We start from the raw sequence: 17,017 nt of genomic DNA, 5'->3' as shown, positions 1-17,017 counted from the left end.
GGACGCTCATGAAACAGGTCGTCACAGCAACGTCGGAGTACCGCTCATGAACAATAGCGAACTTCGTGAAGCGCTTAATTACGCCAACGTGCCAACGTTACTGCTTCTCCTCTTTCAAATAACAGGCGATGCGCGCTGGTTAGAAGCTCCCTACCTGCCTACTCCAATGGTTGGCTTCACCGACCATGATACTGGTGGGCTCTCGGAAAAAATCCAGGCTGAGGTACGCGAGGCCGCGCTGGAGGCCATTCTGGCGTGGAAGGCTGGGAAGCCGATCGCACAGCCCGCTCCGTCGGCGGAAACGCTCAATCATATGCTGAGCGTATCGACAGGCGAGTCCATTCCCGGAGTCTATTCGGAAATGGTCGAGGATACGATCCGCCTCGCTTCGCGCGTCGCGGGGGCCAAGAACCCGCCGGAACGCAGCGATGGCTTTCGGGCGATCATCATCGGTGCGGGCGTCTCCGGCCTTTGCGCGGCCATCCGGCTTCAGGATCTTGGCATTCCTTATACGGTGCTGGAGAAGACTGGGCAGGTGGGCGGCACATGGGTGGCCAACCGTTATCCCGGTGTCGGCGTGGATACGCCCAACCATCATTATTCCTTCAGCTTTTCCAACCATGACTGGACACGCTATTTTTGTCACGGAGCAGAGCTGCGCGACTATCTTCAGCAAGTTGCGCGGGATTTCAATGTCGAGAGCCAGATAGAGTTCAATACCGAAGTCTCGTCGCTGCAATGGCAGGACGATGCCCAGCAATGGGAAGTTCAGGTTCGGCGCGCCGGGTCCGGCGAGGTCGAAACCCTCCGCGCCAATGTCGTCATCAGTGCCGTCGGCATCTTCAGTCCGGCGAAGATGCCGGCGATCAAGGGACTCGACGCTTTCAAGGGCGTTACTGCGCACACGGCCGAATGGCCTGAAAATCTTCGGCTGGACGGCAAGGATGTCGTGGTCGTAGGCAGCGGCGCGAGTGCCATGCAACTGGTGCCCGCGATCGTGGACAAGGTCAAATCGCTGACCCTCATTCAGCGCACGCCGCAATGGTCGGCACCGATGGACGAGAAGTTTCGCGGCCCGATCGCAGAGCCGTTGCGGCGTCTGTTCCAGGATGTGCCGCTCTACACCACGCTTTATCGCATGCGTATCGGCTGGATGGTCAACGACCGTTTCTACAGCCAGATCCACAAGGATGCCGAATGGCCGCATCCCGAACGCTCGCTCAACAGTGAAAATGATGCGATCAGGGAACAGCTCACCCAGCACACGCTCTCCCAGTTAGGCGATCGTACCGACCTTATAGAGAAACTGATTCCGACCTATCCGCCGTTCAGCAAGCGGCTGTTGGTCGATCATGGTTGGGTTCCCGCTTTGATCAAACCTAATGTGACGGTCGTGAATGAGGGCATTGCTGAACTGCGCGAAGATCGCGTGGTCACGACCTCAGGACGGGAGATCACCGCCGATGCGGTCCTCTTCGCCACGGGTTACGATGTGCAGCGCTTTCTTTCGACCCTCAATGTCGTGGGGCGGTCCGGCACGACCTTGCGGGAGTTGTGGGGCGACGATGATGGCGCGGCCTTTCTTGGCGCTGCGGTCCCGGATTTTCCCAACTTCTTCTGCATCTACGGGCCCAATACGCAGACAGGCCATGGCGGAAGCCTTATCGCGCTGGTCGAACATCAGATGAATTTCATCGCCAGTGCCATAGAGCAGATGGTAGACAAGGACATTGGTGTGCTCGAAATAAAACAGGAAGTTTTGGACAGCTTCATCGAGACCATCGACGACATGCATGAGAAACTGGTTTGGACTCATCCCGGCGTGGATAATTATTATCGAAATTCCAAGGGCAGGGTCATTATTACGACGCCGTTTTCGACATTCGAATTCTGGAATAAAACTAAAGCTGCGGATCTCGGCCTTTTTCACTGCGAGGAGCGGAAGCGGCCTTTGGAAGAGGATTCCTCCAGAGCGATAGTGGAGCAATCATAGCAATAATTCGAATGTCGCCTCTAGCATGTGGAAAAGACGATGGACTTTGAGGATTCGGCGGAAGAAGCCGCCTTTCGCAGGCGGGCACGGACGTGGATCGCCGAAAATGCGCCCATGGAGCTCAAGAGAGAGCTGGAGCAGACACCCTTCGGGCAATTGGGCCTCAAGAGCATCGACAGCCTGAAGGCGGCCAAAGACTGGCAGCGGAAGAAGGCGAAAGGCGGTTGGGCGTGCCTGAGTTGGCCCAAGGAATATGGCGGGGCTGGCGCATCGCCCATTGAGACCCTGATCTGGCAGCAGGAAGAAGGCGTTTTCAAGCCACTCGGCATGCCGTTCATCGTCGGTCTTGGTGTGTGCGGCCCGGCGATCCTGGTTTGGGGGACGCCGGAGCAAAAGGCCGAATTGCTGCCTCCGATGATCTTTGGCGATGAAATCTGGTGTCAGTTATTTTCTGAACCGGGAGCCGGTTCCGATCTGGCCGGCATACGGACCAGAGCCCAACGCAGTGGGGACGGCTGGATCATAAACGGCAGCAAAATCTGGTCCAGCGGCGCACGGGATTCTCAGAAGGGGCTGCTGATTGCCCGCACGGACGCCGACCTTCCCAAGCATGCCGGCCTTACGATGTTTTGCATAGATACCGACACGCCGGGCGTGGACATCAGGCCGATCAAGCAAATCAATGGGCATTCGCACTTCAACGAAGTATTCTTCACCGACGCCTGGATTCCGGATAGTCAGCGGCTCGGTCCGGTTGGTGCGGGTTGGAAAGTGACGTTGACCGCGCTCATGAACGAGCGAGCGTCGGTTGGTGCCGAAATGCAGACGGGCTTCGAGGAACTGCTGCCTTTCGTCACACGGAATTGCAGATCGGGTTGCGGTTTGGCCGACACCGGCCTCATCTCACGCCTCGCCAGTATCGCGGTGCGGGACAATGGCCTCAAGTTCACAAATTACCGGGTGATGACGGCCATTTCCGAAACGGGTGATCCCGGACCTGAGAATTCCGTCATGAAGCTGGTGGCTGGAGCCACCAGCCAGGAAGTGGCAATGCTGGGCATGGACCTTCAGGGGTTGGCGGGCGCCGCGATGGGCGGCGATGTGAACGAGGATGGCGAGCTTTTCCAAATGATGCTGCTGAGGTCAGCGGGCAGGCGGATCGAAGGCGGCACGGACGAGATCATGCGGGGGATCATCGCGGATCGTGTACTCAACCTGCCGCCCGACATTCGCGTGGACAAGAATATATCCTTCAACCTCATTCCGCATTCCTGACGCGCAAGGCCGCATGGTTCGAGTAGCATGGGCCAAAGAAGCCGAGTCTGCGTGCGGCGGCCCCGGCGTGAAGCAATCGTTTGAGTGGAGATGATAAGTGCCGACAGACGTTCACCCCAGTTGCCTGACGCTTTTCAGGGGGGCTGTATCCGCAAGGGAAGCGTCGGTCGCTTTGCGCTATTTCGACGGCGCGCTGACCTACGATGAGCTTGACAGGCTGAGTGACGGATTTGCCGCGTCGCTGCTGCGGCACGGCCTTGCCCCGGGCGACCGCGTCGCGTTGATCTTGCAGAATGTTCCGGGCTTCATTGTCGCGGTGCTGGGTGTCTGGAAAGCCGGCGGCACGGTCGTTCCCGCCAACCCCATGTATCGCACCCGCGAGGTTGAACTCATCTTTGGCGATTGCACCCCTAAAATCGCCGTGACGACGCGTGATTTTCATGAGGATGTGCTCTCCAAAATAGCGGCGGACAAAGTGCCGGAATTCACTTTGTTCATCGATGCGCTGGAATTCCAATCGGTGAATGATCCCCGCGCCTTTTCCGACCGTATATTGAGCCTTCCACGGGGAGGTCTTGCCGATTTGCCCCAGGACGATTTGCCTGTTCGCGCAGATCCCGGACCCGATGATCTGGCCTATATCGTATATACGTCCGGGACATCGGGAGCGCCCAAGGGTGTCCGATTGTTGCACAGGAACATCCTGGCGGGGGTCGAAACAAGCATAGCGACATTCGACGTGACGCCCGACAGTGTCATCCTGGCGATGGCGCCGCTCTTCCATGTCAGCGGCCTCATGCAGCATCTGGGCATTGCGATGTGTTCGGGCGCGTCGCTTGTCCTCCTGCACCGGTTCGAGCCCAGTCTCGCGGTCGAGGCGATCAGGCAGCACGGCATCACGCATGTCAGCGGCGCATCGACCGCATTCATCGCCATGATGAACGTGCCGGGCGCAAGCGGCAAGGATGTCCGCAGCGTGAGCACGATCGTCACGGGAGGGGCGCCTACCGCGCCCGCCGTGCTGAAGCAGATAGAAATGTTTTTCGGCACCAAGCCGATGAACGCCTATGGCCTGACCGAAACCGGGATCGCCAGTCACTTGACGCCCCGCGGATTCGACATTCCGGTGGACGAAAGCTCGGGCGCGATCTCGGTCGGCCGGCCCAATATCGGCTTCGAATCCCTGGTCGTCGACGAAGAAGGACATCCGGTTGCGGCAGGGGAACCAGGCGAAATTGTGGTCGCCGGCCCGACCGTAGCAGCGGGTTACTGGCAAAAGGCCGACGAAACCGCGGCAGCGTTCCGATCCACGGGTTTCCATACGGGCGATATCGGTAGAGTGGATGATGACGGTTGGTACTACATCATCGATCGAAAAAAGGACATGATCAGCGCCAGCGGCTTCAAGGTCTGGCCGCGAGAAGTGGAAGATGTGTTATATGGTCATCCTGCGGTCAGGGAAGCCGCTGTCGTGGGCGTACCCGACAGTTATCGCGGCGAAACCGTCAAGGCGGTTGTCAGCCTGAAAGATGGTTCTCACGCTACGGATGCGGAGTTGCGCGCCTATTGCCGGGAACGATTGGCCGCGTACAAATGTCCGCGCTTGATAGAAGTCATTGCCGAATTGCCCAAAACGCCATCGGGGAAGATTTTGCGCCGTGAACTCAAATGAGGGCGTTGTAGTAAGTCAGGTCTTTGATCTAACCGGTTCCTATCGAAGCTTCCTGATTTCGGCGCTTCCTTGCTTCGCCCTTGCGGCCATGATGATCCTGTCACTAGGACGGCATGATGCTCTGGCCTCTCCGGTCCTGCAAACACAATGACTTCACAGCATTTTCTAAGCAGATGGAATCATCTGCTGACTCGGAAAATTTGTGAAATCAAAAGCCTAAGCCTAGATAACGACGCTGACGCCGGCCGATCTAAGCTTTGCCGCTGTGAGATCGCAATGGTTGAGCAGTTTGGTGCTTTGTACGTCCAGTTCGGTCAATATCTGAGCGATCTTGCCGAAATCATGCTGGTATAACCTGTTCTCCGTCCGTTGCTTGCGTAAGGCTTTCATAAGAGAACCCGACGCCGTTTCCGGAGTGAGAATAACGATTCCCGAACCATGCTCGCCAATCCTGTCCATGGTACGGGACAGGCTGTCATCTCCGCCCGCGTCCGGGAAAAGCCCGGTCAGTGGTGAACAGGCGCGCAGTTCCAGCGGAACTCCGCGTCCAAGGCCGACTTCGCCCTTCTGCAACACAATAGTCTCCGATGGATCGATTTCGGAAGTGAATATTTTTATCCTCCACTCGCCAGCGTGACTGCTTTCAAAGGATGAGTTCGCGGAGCAGTGGACGAACCGGTCCTGTTTCTGACGAAAAACGACCATGTCCTGAATATTGCCGATCTTCAGATCGAGGTGGCGGGCGAGTATCATGAGATCGTTGAGGCCGGCGTCTTCACCCTTATCGTTGATTATGCCGCAAATGACGCCCGAGGGGTTCATGCCCGCCAGTCGGGGGAGATCCGTTGCGGCTTCGACATGGCCGGCCCGCGCCAGGACGCCTCCGTCCGAAGCCCGAAGCGGAAACACATGTCCAGGCGTCACGATTTCCACCGAAGCGTCCGTCGTATAAACGGCCGTCGCGATGGTTCTGGCGCGATCGGCAGCCGAAATCCCGGTCGTGACGCCATGCCTCGCCTCAATGGACACGGTGAAGGCACGTCCATCCCGTTGCGCAGCGCCGTCATTCATCATGGGCAGCGCGAGTTCGTCGATCCTTTGCCGGGTCAATGCCAAGCATATCAGACCTCTGCCGTGATGCGCCATGAAGTTTATCATTGTGGGAGACGCCATTTGCGCTGCTCCCACCAAAAAACCACGATCCGCGCTCTGGTCGTGAACGATTACTATCTGTCCGTTACGTATTTCATGGATCAGTTCGGCAACAGTATCGAAAATGCCATAGGCGGTATCGTGATCCGCCGGATTATGGTTGAGTGTTTTCGCCAACATCGCTTACCTCACCTAATATTTGATTTATTTGTCGTTTGGCGTCGATCACGGAATGGATCGACCCGTTGCAATAGACACCGGGAGCCGACTCGCAGTCTTCTGCCCACAGATCGGTAACCTCTCCGATGAAGATGGTATGGCTTCCGAACTCGTGATGTACGGCGACATGGCATTCGAACGCCGTGATCGCGTCCAGCAGAACCGGGACACCGCTTCTGCCGTCACGCCAGTGGACCTGGGAGAAACGGTCGCTTCCCTGCAGTCCGCGTTGATTGGAAAAGATCGCGACGATCTCACCATGATCGCTGCGAAGCTGGTTCACGCTGAACTTGCCGCTCTGCGCGATCAAATCGTGCGCGCTCGCATTTTTGTTCACCGCTACCATCAGCGATGGGGGGTCCGCACTAAGAGAACACCACGCCGTTGCGACCAGACCGCGGCGTTCATCTCCTGCCTGGGTGGCGATGACTGCCATCGCGGCTGGTACTTTGCGCATCTGACGGATGAATGCGTCTCGGATCATGGCGTCTGCTTCCGCGACCGGGCTGGACGATTCAATAATTCCGCTCACTTGACGACCTCCATCTCAACCAATCGGTATCTCTCCGCGAGGCCCGCCGGCATGGTGCGTAGAACCTTTGCTTCACAGCTTGATATGCGTGACGCGGCTTGAAACCTTGGATATCGCGAGGCTGGCATTATTACAAATAATGCAATATGATGTGACTTATATTGTAATTTTATGGATTTTGGGATGGATGCGCGGGTTCTCACGGTTTTTGTCGCGGCCTATGAAGAGGGAAATTTCAGCCGCGCGGCAGAGCGGCTGAACGCCACCCAGCCTGGCATAAGCGTGCAGATTTCGACTCTGGAAACGGAACTGGGCGTTTCGCTTTTCGAGAGAACCGCGCGCGGCGTGGTTCCCACGGCTGCCGGGAAACGGCTCTACCCACGCGCCCTGCAGATCATTCATGATCTCCGGAAAACGGAGCTCGATATGAAAAGCCTCTCCGGGGTGATAACGGGGAAAATCACTGTCGGTATTCCGCCGACGCTCAGCATGGCCATATTGGCGTCCGTTCTGTCCACTTATGTAGATGCCTATCCCGACGTTGAGATCCGTATATTCGAGGCTTATAGCGACACGCTGATCTCTCTTATCGAAAGCGCGCAGATAGACTTCGCTCTTGTCGCGCCGCTGCCAAATCATCCTGCGATCGTCTATGAAAAGGTCTTCACCGATCGGTTCATTCTTGCTTCCAACAACGATTTGGGACTTTCCGAACGAATTCCGGTGTCGCTGAACGAACCGCCTCTCTTTAAATATGTGGTTCCCTCGGTTTTGCGGCGTAGCTTGTCGGCCTTGCTGGAGGAACCCCTCAGGGAAGGGCGCATTGTGCCGGCAAGAATGATTGAAATTGACGGTCTTGCCGGGGCGCTTGAATTTATCGCATCGAGCGACTGGGTCGGATTGCTGCCTTCAGCAACGGCTTACAGCCGTTTTGGCGCGAACAAGATCCGGTTTAGTCCGATCAGCGAAGATATCTATATCAATTACTTCGTTGCGCATCTGCGGACCAAACCTCTCGATGCCGCGTGCAGCAAGTTCGTCGAACTGATTACCTCCGAACTCTCGCTGGTGGAGCATGGCAGCTCCCGATTCCGAATATCGGCGCCAGGCAAGCCGGATGCCTGAATTGCATAAGGGTGATCGAGTCCTTCCCCTTGTACAAAGTTGATTGAACAATTAAGAAGCGGTAGCCGCCAGTTTGAGAGAGGACAGAAGAATGGCCGTATCCCCCGAAACTGAAACCCGGAAGGTCGAAATGTCCGCGGGTACGGCTCCAGACGCCTATCGCTCGGTAAGTCTACAGGATCGGGTGATCGTCGTTACAGGTGGCGGCGGCGGGATCGGCAGCAGCGCCGCCCAGCTCTTTGCGCAACGCGGAGCGGCCGTCATTGTGGCCGACAAAAACGGCGCCGCGGCAAAGGAGGTTGCTGACGCAATCAGCGCCGCTGGCGGCCGAGCCACGTCAATCGAAACCGACGTTTCTGTTGAAGCGGATGTGGAGGCGATGGTGGCGCACGCGGTCTCGACTTTCGGCACGCTCGACGGCGCCTTCAATAATGCCGGCATAGGATCGAGAGGAGGCGCCCTGACGGATTATCCGCTGAACGATTGGCAGAATACGCTGGCCATCAACCTCACCGGCATGTTCCTGTGCATCAAGCATGAGGTGCGGCAGATGCTCATATCGGGACGGGGAGCCATCGTGAACACGGGTTCGATCTCGTCCGTCATTGGGCTTCCGGGCAATTACGATTATGATGCCACGAAGCATGCCGTCCTTGGGCTCACGCGCACGAGTGCGCTCGACTATAGCCGCAAGGGCATTCGCATCAATGCGGTGCTTCCGGCAGCCATCGACACCGCATTGATGCGCAAGCATATCGGCACGCGTCAGGATCTTGCGGATGCCATGGCCGCCAGCCATCCTATCGGTCGCTATGGCGAGCCGATCGAAGTGGCTGAAGCGGCCGCGTGGCTGCTGTCGGATGCGGCGTCTTTCGTCACAGGCGCAGGCATTCCGGTAGACGGGGGCTACACAGCCGCTTGAGGTTCGGAGGTTTGAACTGGCCGGGTCGGGGAGTCATGCGTCCGCGCCCGGCTGAGAGATGCCGGGGGGACCGAACATCCGAAGAAAGCGCCCTGGTAGCGAGGAACCGGCGCGATCGTTCAAGGGCGCAATTCACAAGGCACGGCGGAGTTCAGAAGTGGTCGTGCCAATGAACCATGGGTAGTCCCGCAACTGGTGTGTCGAAAAACGGGATGTGCGTGCCCTTTAGAGAACCCAGATACGCGGTGCGCAGACCGGATCCCCCAAAGGTCACGCTTGCGAGCCAGGGCGCAATTTTCCCCCCTGCGGCAGACATTGTCTCGAAACGCACGGGCTGGCCGCTATCGAGTTCCTCATCGAAGCGGGCGGTGGCTTCGGGATTTCCGTCGTCAAGCAAGGTTAAAAGTTCGCCATCGGGCGTGATCGCGATCAGCCGGTCGGCAAAGATCATCGTGCCCCAAAGATTGCCATATGCATCGAACGCGATGCCATCGATTGCCCCCGGTCCGAGCGAGGTGGGGCCGAAAATCTCACGATCGGTCAACGAGCCATCGGCAAGCACGCGTAAACGCGTCACCCTGCGCGCTGACGTCTCCGCAACATAGAGCCATTCCTCATGGGCATCGAGCCTGATCTCATTGGTGAACGAAAATCCGTCCGCCACGATCCGCAAGCCATGTTCGTCGATGAGTGCGATATAACCGTCCGCCAGCCTGCTGCAGATCGCGGCGCTCCAAGGATTGACCTTGGTCGAGACGGTAATCCAGATTCGATCGCGTGAGTCCCTGAGCACGAAATTGACCTTGCCCAGTGGCTGGCCGTCGATGCTGTCATATAATGTCCGGCTGCGACCGCCCCGGGTCATCACTTCCAGCGCGTCCGTCCCGAAATTCGCGATCAGCAAATCGCCATTGCGGGCAAAGGCGAGCCCGTTCGGCAGCGTGCCCCGCAAAAGGCTATCGGCTTCATCCGCCTGAAGGTCGAAATGGGCGCTGGCCGATTGCACCACCAGTTTTTGGCTGCCGTCGGGCCGGATGTGCATCACGCCGCCGCGCGCGTCCGCCGTCCACAGCGAACCATCCCGCTCGGCCAGGATGCATTCCGGCCGGGCGAGATCGGTTCCGACCGTCTTTATGGTTTCGGGATCAACCTGCCACCCCTTCAGGGGATTGGGCGCCGGACGGGATTGCAAGAGGGTCACAGGTCAGATCCGCACATTGGCCTTGCCCTTGAGCTGCAGCAGTTCGCGGGCTTCGTTCGGGGTCGCCACTTCTAGCGACAGCGCTTCCAGAATCGTGCGCATGCGACGGACCTGAGCGGCATTGCTGGTCGCCAGCTTGCCGGGCGAATCCCACAGGGAATCCTCCAGCCCGACGCGGACGTTGCCGCCCATCGCCGCCGCCATCGTTCCGATCCCCATCTGGAAGCGGCCAGTGCCGATGACGGACCACATATAATCCTGGCCGAACAGACGGTCGGCGGTGGCCTTCATGTGCGCCACGTCGGCATAATGAATGCCTATGCCGCCACGAATCCCGAACACCGACTGGATGAACAGCGGCGCCTTGATGAAGCCCCTGTCCAGAAAATGAGCGGCGGTGTAGAGATGACCGATGTCATAGCATTCGATCTCGAACTTCGTGCCGGCATCGCCGCAGGACTTCAGGATATGGGCGATATCCCGGAATGTGTTCCGGAAAACGAAGTCGTCGCTGTTTTCCAGATAGGGACGTTCCCAGTCATATTGAAATTCCTTGAACCGGCCGGTGAGTTCGTAAAGGCCGAAGTTCATGGACCCCATGTTGAGCGACGCGATTTCGGGCTGGAAGCGCGCTGCGGGTGCGAGCCGTTCCTCCAGCGTCAGCACCGGCGAGCCGCCGGTGGTCAGGTTGATCACAACGTCCGATTTCTCGTGGATGATCGGAAGGAATTGTGCGTAGATATCCGGATCCTGGGTCGGGCGGCCCGTTTCGGGATCGCGCGCGTGCAAGTGCACGATCGCCGCTCCCGCCTCTGCGGCTTCGATGGCCGCCGTTGCAATCTCGTCTGGCGTCTTGGGCAAATGGGGCGACATCGACGGGGTATGAATCGAACCCGTGATGGCGCATGTGATGATGACTTTCTTTGTCACGAACCTAATTCCTCATTCCTGAAATCGGGCGAAGTCCATCGCGACTTGCCCGCTATCTATGCTCGCATCAGGCGGTCTGTACCGGCCCCGGGCCTCCATAGGCGGTCCAACCGCCATCGACGGGGACAATGGCGCCGCTGACGTAGGAAGCGGCTTCGGACAGCAGAAACGCCGCCACATGGCCGACTTCGGAAGGTTGGCCGAGCCGCGCCAGCGGCGTTCGATCTTCCAGCCGCTTGACGTCCACCTTGCCTTCGGCAGCCAGGCTCTCGATCATCGGGGTGGCGATGTAGCCCGGCGCCACGGCGTTGACGCGCACACCCGCGCTGCCCCATTCGCAGGCGAGTGTACGGGTGATCATGGCGACGGCCGCTTTCGCCGGCGCATAGGAATGCCGCCGCGGGATGCCGCCTAGTCCGTTGACCGAGCTGACATTGACGATAGCGCCGCGCCCGGCTTTCACCATGACGCGCCCGGCAGCTCGGCAGATCATCATCGTCCCCCGGACATTGACATCGATACCGCGCTGCCAGGCCGCCATATCCAGGTCGAGCGCCCGCTCGACCCGGTCGCTGATCCCGGCGCAATGAAAAACGCCATCAAGGCCGCCGAGGCGGGAGACTGCTTGCTCGACCATATGTTCGCAGTCGGACTCGACTGCGACATCGCCCGCGCAATGACCGCGGGCATCGATCTCCCCAGCGATCGGGATCAGCGCTTGTGCATTGAGATCCCCAAGGAACAGTTCGGCGCCAAGCTCGCGAAACACCCTGGCAGCGGCCAAGCCCAAGCCGCTGGCTCCGCCGGTGACGAGGATCCGATGGCCGGTCAGATCACTGAGATGCTTCGTCATTTCCGATACCCTCCGCGAAAATCAACGCCTGAGCATAAGGGAGGGCAGGGCGCTCCCACGACATTCCCCGATCAGGGCGCCCTGACAACAGATCGATATGGTTCATGCAGGAGCGAGTTCTTTGACCTGGGCCTGGGTCACCGAATCGTCATAGTGAAGGTGAGGCCAGACTTCCGTCATGAAGCGCGAAATCGTGTTGATGCAATCCTCCTTCGGTTGCTGCGCATAGTGGAAGATCAACGTGATATATTCGCAGGGTACTTTATTATAAATGTCGATCCACTCTTCGCGCACCTGCTCGACGGTACCGCCGATATAGATTCCGGACTTTTTGATGTTTTCGATCATCTGATCGTCGTCGACATCGCCGGTCGGAAACTGCGGGAAGAACGGGCCGTAGAAATTCTTGTAGATATCGAGGTCATATTCGCGAAGTTTGCGGTTATAATCCTCCTCGGATTCACAGATGTGAACCCAGCGGACGATATTCTGCCGCTCGCCGGTCCGATAATGTTTGCCGACCTTTTTGGCTTCCTGGATATAAATCTCGTTGCCGCGCACGACCTTGTCGAAACTCGTGAAATGCAGCGGGTAAAAGCCCATGCGTGCGCAATAGCGAATGGATTCCTCGCTCTTGCTCGTCGCGACGAAGACCGGCGGGTGAGGCCGCTGATAGGGCGCCGGCACGACGCTGATCGCCGCTACATTGCCTTTCTCGTCAATTTCGCCCTCGGCGCCGGCTTCCTTTGCGATTTTCCACGCCGGATAACCCTCGACGCCGGTCTCGAGCGGATAGGGCGCCTGATAATATTTGCCTTCAAGCCGCAGCGAATCCTTGGTCCAGCAATCCAGGACCATTTGAACGCGCTCTTCGAAAATCTCGCGATTCTTCTGATCGTCAGAGCTGCCATCCGAAACGGTGGCGACGCTTTCGGTAAACTGGCCGAGAATATTCGCCCAGCGTGACTGATAGCCGCGGGCAAAGCCGACGAAGAAACGACCCTCACTCAGATGGTCGATGATCGCGGTTTCTTCCGCGACGCGGATCGGGTCCTGCGTGGCCATCACATAGCCCATGGCGCCCACGTGCATTTTTTCCAGCTTCGCCGCCCAATAGGCGTTCAGCGCGCCTGGATTGGGACCGACTTCATAGCCTTCGGAGTGCAGGTGGTGTTCGATCGTTGCGGTGCCCCAAACGCCGAGCGCTTCCGCGGCTTTGAGAACGTCCGTCCATTCGTGGATGATTTTGTTATATAGAGCGGCGTCCCGTCCGATCGGCTTTGCAGCTTTTCGACCTTCTTCGCCATCTGTTGGCATGACGGGATAAACCTGAAGAATTACTTTGGGTCGAGCCATCGAAATTACCCTCTATTGGCTGATGATTTCTGCTCACCGAAATGATCGTCTTAAGACATTATGTCCAATAATGGATCATGATCTCTTTCATATTAAAATGTTATGATATGTCGCTCCGCGTCATGACGGGATCCGCTGCGGTAAAATCTTCGGCGGACGTGCCGTCTGCCATCTGCTCCAACGAAAAGGAGCATGTTGCGGAATCGATCCCGACATGTCATTAAGCGATTAAATATGGTCCGCCACGGCCGGCCTGTGACCAAAGAGCTTTGGGAGAGGACATTTGAAATTCACAGAGTTGGCTTCGGGTCTTGCTTTCCCGGAAGGTCCGGTGGTGATGCCGGATGGATCGGTCATCGTCACCGAAATCGTGTCTGGACATGTGACCCGGATCTGGGGCGACGGCAAACGCGAATTGGTAGCGGACACGGGGGGTGGGCCGGCCGGGGCCGCGCTAGGACCCGATGGCGCGCTCTATATCTGCAATCTGGGCGGTTTCGATTTGACGACCATGTGTTTCGGGCAAGGCCCCGGCTATGAGGGAAGAATAGAGCGAATCGACCTGTCGAACGGAAAGGTCGAACGCCTCTATGAGACTTGTGGGGAGAAGCTTCTCCAGGCGCCAGACGACATCGTATTCGACCGGGAAGGGAATATGTGGTTCACTGATCTGGGCAAGGACTTTCTCAATGACCGGACATATGGCGGCCTATATTATGCCAATATTGAAGGAACCTCCATCAGCGAGGCCTATGGCAGGGGCTTGTCGTTCAATGGTGTTGGCCTGACATCGCGGGAAGACATTCTCTACGTGACCGACACCTATAGCGCGCGGGTGTGGCGCCTTGAACTGGAGGGGCCGGGCAATCCGCGGCCCGGACCGTCGGGGCACCCGGGCCACCTCCATGCGACCATCCCGACAGGGGGAGCGATCGACAGCATGGCGGTGCTGGCGTCAGGGAATATTTGCGTCGCGGCAATTCACCCTGGCGGTATGGCCGTGGTGACCGAGGACGGTAAGGTCGAGATGGTCGATCTGCCGGACGATGTGGTCACCAATATCGCCTTTGGAGGAAGCGATATGCGGGACGCCTACATCACCCTCTCCGGCACGGGCAAACTGCTCCACTGCCGGTGGCCGGAGCCGGGCCTAAAGCTTAATTTTAGCGATTAGAGCGATTTTCAAGCGATTGGAACCGATCGCTGGTTAAAAAAATCGTGGCAAATAAAAGGCTTGGAGCGGCTGCTTAAAGTGGATGGGCGTTCTGCGCTTCTCCATCCGATATTCCTTTAGAGCGGTTTGTGATCTGGTTGCATCAGATCGACCGCTCTATTTCTTTAATTATCTGTGTTTTATAAAACAGGGATCGATTGTCACGGCCGATTATTGCTTATTCCGTAGAGCAGCATATTCACCACCTCGTGGGTGTACTCAAGCCGTTCCGTCTGAGACATGCCTCTCACTCGATATGCATTGCCCATCTGCTGGCTGGCGTCGATCAGGGAGTCGCACGCACCCCGCATGATGTAGAATGTCATTTCAGGATCCACATTGCGAAATTCGCCGGATTCAATGCCTTGCCGGATTATCACATTCTGAAACTGAATGAACGGCTGCATGATCTTTTTTTCGATCTCTTGCCTATATTTTTCCTCACCGCGACGCAGAATATATTGGCAAAGAACGTTTATATACGGATGGCGCCAGTATAGGTGCATAAGACCTGTAAGATGAATCTCCATTTTTTTGCTTGGCGAAATCTTTGCCTCGACCAGTTCGCTCAGGGCTTCCATGTTTTTCTCTGAGGCATGCAGAGCGACAGCCGTCAGCAGACCATCCTTGTTGCCGAAATGATATTTGATCAGCGCGCTGTTCAGGCCGGAACGTGCCGCAATTTGCAGCAACGTGACGTCGGTGGAACCCATCTCCACCATGAGCGCGCTCGTGCTCTCTATAAATTTCAGGCGCGTATCTCCCCGAAGATTCTTCGGCGCCTCGACATCTGACAGCACTATTGGGAAACTCCTCTGCATCTCGGGTCTTCACCTGCCTGGTATCGTCTCTATACACAACCCTCAAGTGACACTCAATTGTCGTTCGATCAACTAAGAACGTACGGGATAAACGGGCATCGGCGGGTTTCCCCGCCTCGCCAATAGGATCGCACGCGCAAGGGGTCGGTAGGGAGGATATTCCAGCGACTGTTGATCCGCAGCCCAGCCCGTCTGCAAGGTCCAAGTGCCGGAAGATGTAGTTGATCGATTAAATTGACATTGACGCGAGTTCGCATGGTCGGCTAGGGATGCTCACCGATAAAGAGCCAGCGGGCGTCTGGGAAATCGAGGAAGTCGAATGCTAAGACAAATTTCGCAACTGGAGTTGATTGCAGGGCGTGCGGCCGAGTTCGAGGAAGCATCGAAACCCGCCTTTGCCCTGGTGCGAGCCGGCGAGGGTTGTCGAGATGTGAAACTGCTTAGATCCATCGAAAATCCCGATATTTACTACGTGTTGATCGAATGGGACAGCCTCGAACATCATCGGCGGTTCGAAGCCGCCAATGCCTCGCGGGTTCTCGCGCACATAGGCGAGTTGGCCAGGCACGTGCTCAGCCAGCATTTCGACTTGGTTGATTTGGGCTTGGAATCCTGAAGTCCAACCGCGTCGCCCTGCTTGACGGGCGTTATCCGGTCCTATCCATTGGCAGGGCACGCCATTAGAGAGAATTCTTTTCCCTCGACCTGGCTTGATGTCATCTGCGGATGGCGTCGATATCAGATGAAAGACGAAATATGCCGCAAGTTGATCCAAGGCCCATTCTTGTTACCGGCGCTACTGGGGGACAGGGCGGCAGTGTCGCGCGTCATGCGCTGCAGAAGGGTCTGCCTGTGCGTGCCTTGGTTCGCGATCCAGCCAGTGAGGCGGCTCTTGCCTTGGTGAAGGCAGGCGCCGAAATCGCTCAGGGCGCGTTCGACGATGAGACGGCGTTGGCCGCAGCTATGAAAGGTGTACGCGGCGTTTTTTCGATGCAGCAGGATGGCGCACCGTTGGCGGAATTCCGGAAGCTGCTCGATGCGGCGGTGGCGGCTGGCGTGGAGCAGTATGTCCATTCCACTGTATCAGGTGTACGCGAGCAAGAGGCTGTCTCCGGCAATGCCGTCGATGCGATCAAGGGGGAATATTGGCCGACTAAAATAGCGCAGGAACATATGGTTCGTGAGGCTGTTTTTCGCCATCGCACCATCCTGCGACCATCCCTTGTTTTGGATAATCTGGTGTTGCGCGCCCCCTTCATGTATCCGCGCCTGGCAACGGAGGGCGACCTGTTGATCGCCATGCCGCCAGATCAACCCGTTTCGTTCATTTCCTACGATACGATCGGTCGCGTCGCGGCGGAGGCGCTGGCAGATCCAGATCGTTTCGACGGGGCGGAGATTGAGCTTGCAGACGCCTATGCCTCCTACGCTCAACTCGGGGCTGCCCTCGAAAGCGTCAGCGGCAAGGCCGTCACTGTCACCTCGGTGGACGTTGATGAGGCAATAAAGCTTGGCCTGTTGCCAAGGGTGGCCCATTCTCATTTATGGCTGACCGATGTCGGCTATCCTGCGCGACCTGAGATGCTGAAGGCTTTTGGTATTGAACCTCTGACGCTGGATGGTTGGGCACGCCGCAATATCGAAGCTATTCTCGTCGGAGGCTGAGATGAATGCCCTCGCCGGTCGATCGGGGGGGCATGGATGGATGCTCGCAAACACTTAGCCGAAGAAGGCCTTTGTCCCTCTCCGGGCG

Annotated in this window: 15 protein-coding genes; 8 read left to right on the top strand and 7 right to left on the bottom strand. The window is 57.5% G+C overall.

From position 1 onward, the window contains the following. Window positions 1-46: 46 nt before the first annotated feature. The 3 genes from VVT58_RS17810 (at window position 47) to VVT58_RS17800 (ending at window position 4,940) form a co-directional block, all read left to right on the top strand. A complete protein-coding gene (locus VVT58_RS17810) occupies window positions 47-1,993 on the top strand; it encodes an NAD(P)/FAD-dependent oxidoreductase (protein WP_327752255.1) in 1,947 nt (648 codons plus the stop codon). 39 nt (window positions 1,994-2,032) lie between these two features. Then, window positions 2,033-3,268, top strand: a complete 1,236-nt coding sequence (locus tag VVT58_RS17805) for an acyl-CoA dehydrogenase family protein (RefSeq protein WP_327752254.1) — start codon at window positions 2,033-2,035, stop codon at window positions 3,266-3,268. A 97-nt stretch (window positions 3,269-3,365) separates the two neighbouring features. Then, window positions 3,366-4,940 carry an AMP-binding protein gene (locus VVT58_RS17800; RefSeq protein WP_327752253.1) on the top strand — a complete coding sequence of 525 codons (1,575 nt, stop codon included), beginning with the start codon at window positions 3,366-3,368 and terminating at the stop codon, window positions 4,938-4,940. Window positions 4,941-5,162: 222 nt separating this feature from the next. On the opposite strand, the gene VVT58_RS17795 is transcribed toward VVT58_RS17800, so the two are convergent. Further along, window positions 5,163-6,272 (bottom strand): 3,4-dihydroxy-2-butanone-4-phosphate synthase, encoded by a 1,110-nt coding sequence (locus VVT58_RS17795; protein WP_327752252.1) that lies wholly within the window; start codon window positions 6,270-6,272, stop codon window positions 5,163-5,165. Beyond that, a complete protein-coding gene (locus tag VVT58_RS17790) occupies window positions 6,247-6,843 on the bottom strand; it encodes a flavin reductase family protein (RefSeq protein ID WP_327752251.1) in 597 nt (198 codons plus the stop codon). The genes VVT58_RS17795 and VVT58_RS17790 overlap by 26 nt, the downstream gene beginning before the upstream one ends. Window positions 6,844-7,026: 183 nt before the next feature. Here VVT58_RS17790 and VVT58_RS17785 point away from each other — a divergent pair, with 183 nt between their 5' ends. Both VVT58_RS17785 and VVT58_RS17780 read left to right on the top strand, forming a co-directional pair. Then, window positions 7,027-7,968 carry a LysR family transcriptional regulator gene (locus VVT58_RS17785; protein WP_327752250.1) on the top strand — a complete coding sequence of 314 codons (942 nt, stop codon included), beginning with the start codon at window positions 7,027-7,029 and terminating at the stop codon, window positions 7,966-7,968. Window positions 7,969-8,059: 91 nt separating this feature from the next. Next, on the top strand, window positions 8,060-8,890 hold the full coding sequence (locus VVT58_RS17780) for a glucose 1-dehydrogenase (RefSeq protein WP_327752249.1): 831 nt from the start codon (window positions 8,060-8,062) through the stop codon (window positions 8,888-8,890). 151 nt (window positions 8,891-9,041) lie between these two features. On the opposite strand, the gene VVT58_RS17775 is transcribed toward VVT58_RS17780, so the two are convergent. The 4 genes from VVT58_RS17775 to VVT58_RS17760 form a co-directional block, all read right to left on the bottom strand. After that, the gene (locus tag VVT58_RS17775; RefSeq protein ID WP_327752248.1) at window positions 9,042-10,091 is read right to left on the bottom strand and encodes an SMP-30/gluconolactonase/LRE family protein; all 1,050 of its coding nucleotides are present in this window, start codon (window positions 10,089-10,091) and stop codon (window positions 9,042-9,044) included. A gap of 3 nt (window positions 10,092-10,094) precedes the next feature. Next, complete coding sequence (locus VVT58_RS17770; RefSeq protein WP_327752246.1) at window positions 10,095-11,021, bottom strand: 3-keto-5-aminohexanoate cleavage protein; 927 nt, start codon at window positions 11,019-11,021, stop codon at window positions 10,095-10,097. 67 nt (window positions 11,022-11,088) lie between these two features. Beyond that, window positions 11,089-11,874 carry an SDR family NAD(P)-dependent oxidoreductase gene (locus VVT58_RS17765; RefSeq protein WP_327752245.1) on the bottom strand — a complete coding sequence of 262 codons (786 nt, stop codon included), beginning with the start codon at window positions 11,872-11,874 and terminating at the stop codon, window positions 11,089-11,091. A 102-nt stretch (window positions 11,875-11,976) separates the two neighbouring features. Beyond that, window positions 11,977-13,230 (bottom strand): LLM class flavin-dependent oxidoreductase, encoded by a 1,254-nt coding sequence (locus tag VVT58_RS17760; RefSeq protein ID WP_327752244.1) that lies wholly within the window; start codon window positions 13,228-13,230, stop codon window positions 11,977-11,979. 283 nt (window positions 13,231-13,513) lie between these two features. Between VVT58_RS17760 and VVT58_RS17755 the strand changes: the two genes are divergently transcribed. Further along, window positions 13,514-14,404 (top strand): SMP-30/gluconolactonase/LRE family protein, encoded by an 891-nt coding sequence (locus VVT58_RS17755; protein ID WP_327752243.1) that lies wholly within the window; start codon window positions 13,514-13,516, stop codon window positions 14,402-14,404. A gap of 200 nt (window positions 14,405-14,604) precedes the next feature. On the opposite strand, the gene VVT58_RS17750 is transcribed toward VVT58_RS17755, so the two are convergent. Next, window positions 14,605-15,243, bottom strand: coding sequence for a TetR family transcriptional regulator (locus VVT58_RS17750; protein ID WP_327752242.1), 639 nt, complete (start codon window positions 15,241-15,243; stop codon window positions 14,605-14,607). Between the two features lie 340 nt (window positions 15,244-15,583). On the opposite strand from VVT58_RS17750, the gene VVT58_RS17745 reads away from it, so the two are divergent. Together VVT58_RS17745 and VVT58_RS17740 are read left to right on the top strand one after the other, a co-directional pair. Beyond that, window positions 15,584-15,880, top strand: coding sequence for an antibiotic biosynthesis monooxygenase family protein (locus tag VVT58_RS17745; protein WP_327752241.1), 297 nt, complete (start codon window positions 15,584-15,586; stop codon window positions 15,878-15,880). 140 nt (window positions 15,881-16,020) lie between these two features. Beyond that, window positions 16,021-16,929: an NmrA family NAD(P)-binding protein gene (locus tag VVT58_RS17740; RefSeq protein WP_327752240.1), complete on the top strand. Its 909-nt coding sequence runs from the start codon at window positions 16,021-16,023 to the stop codon at window positions 16,927-16,929. Window positions 16,930-17,017 lie beyond the last annotated feature (88 nt).

Source organism: Sphingobium sp. SJ10-10 (genome assembly GCF_036038995.2).
Lineage (GTDB): Bacteria > Pseudomonadota > Alphaproteobacteria > Sphingomonadales > Sphingomonadaceae > Sphingobium.
Note: the sequence above shows the minus strand (reverse complement) of the source record. Positions and strands in the feature narration are given on the sequence as shown.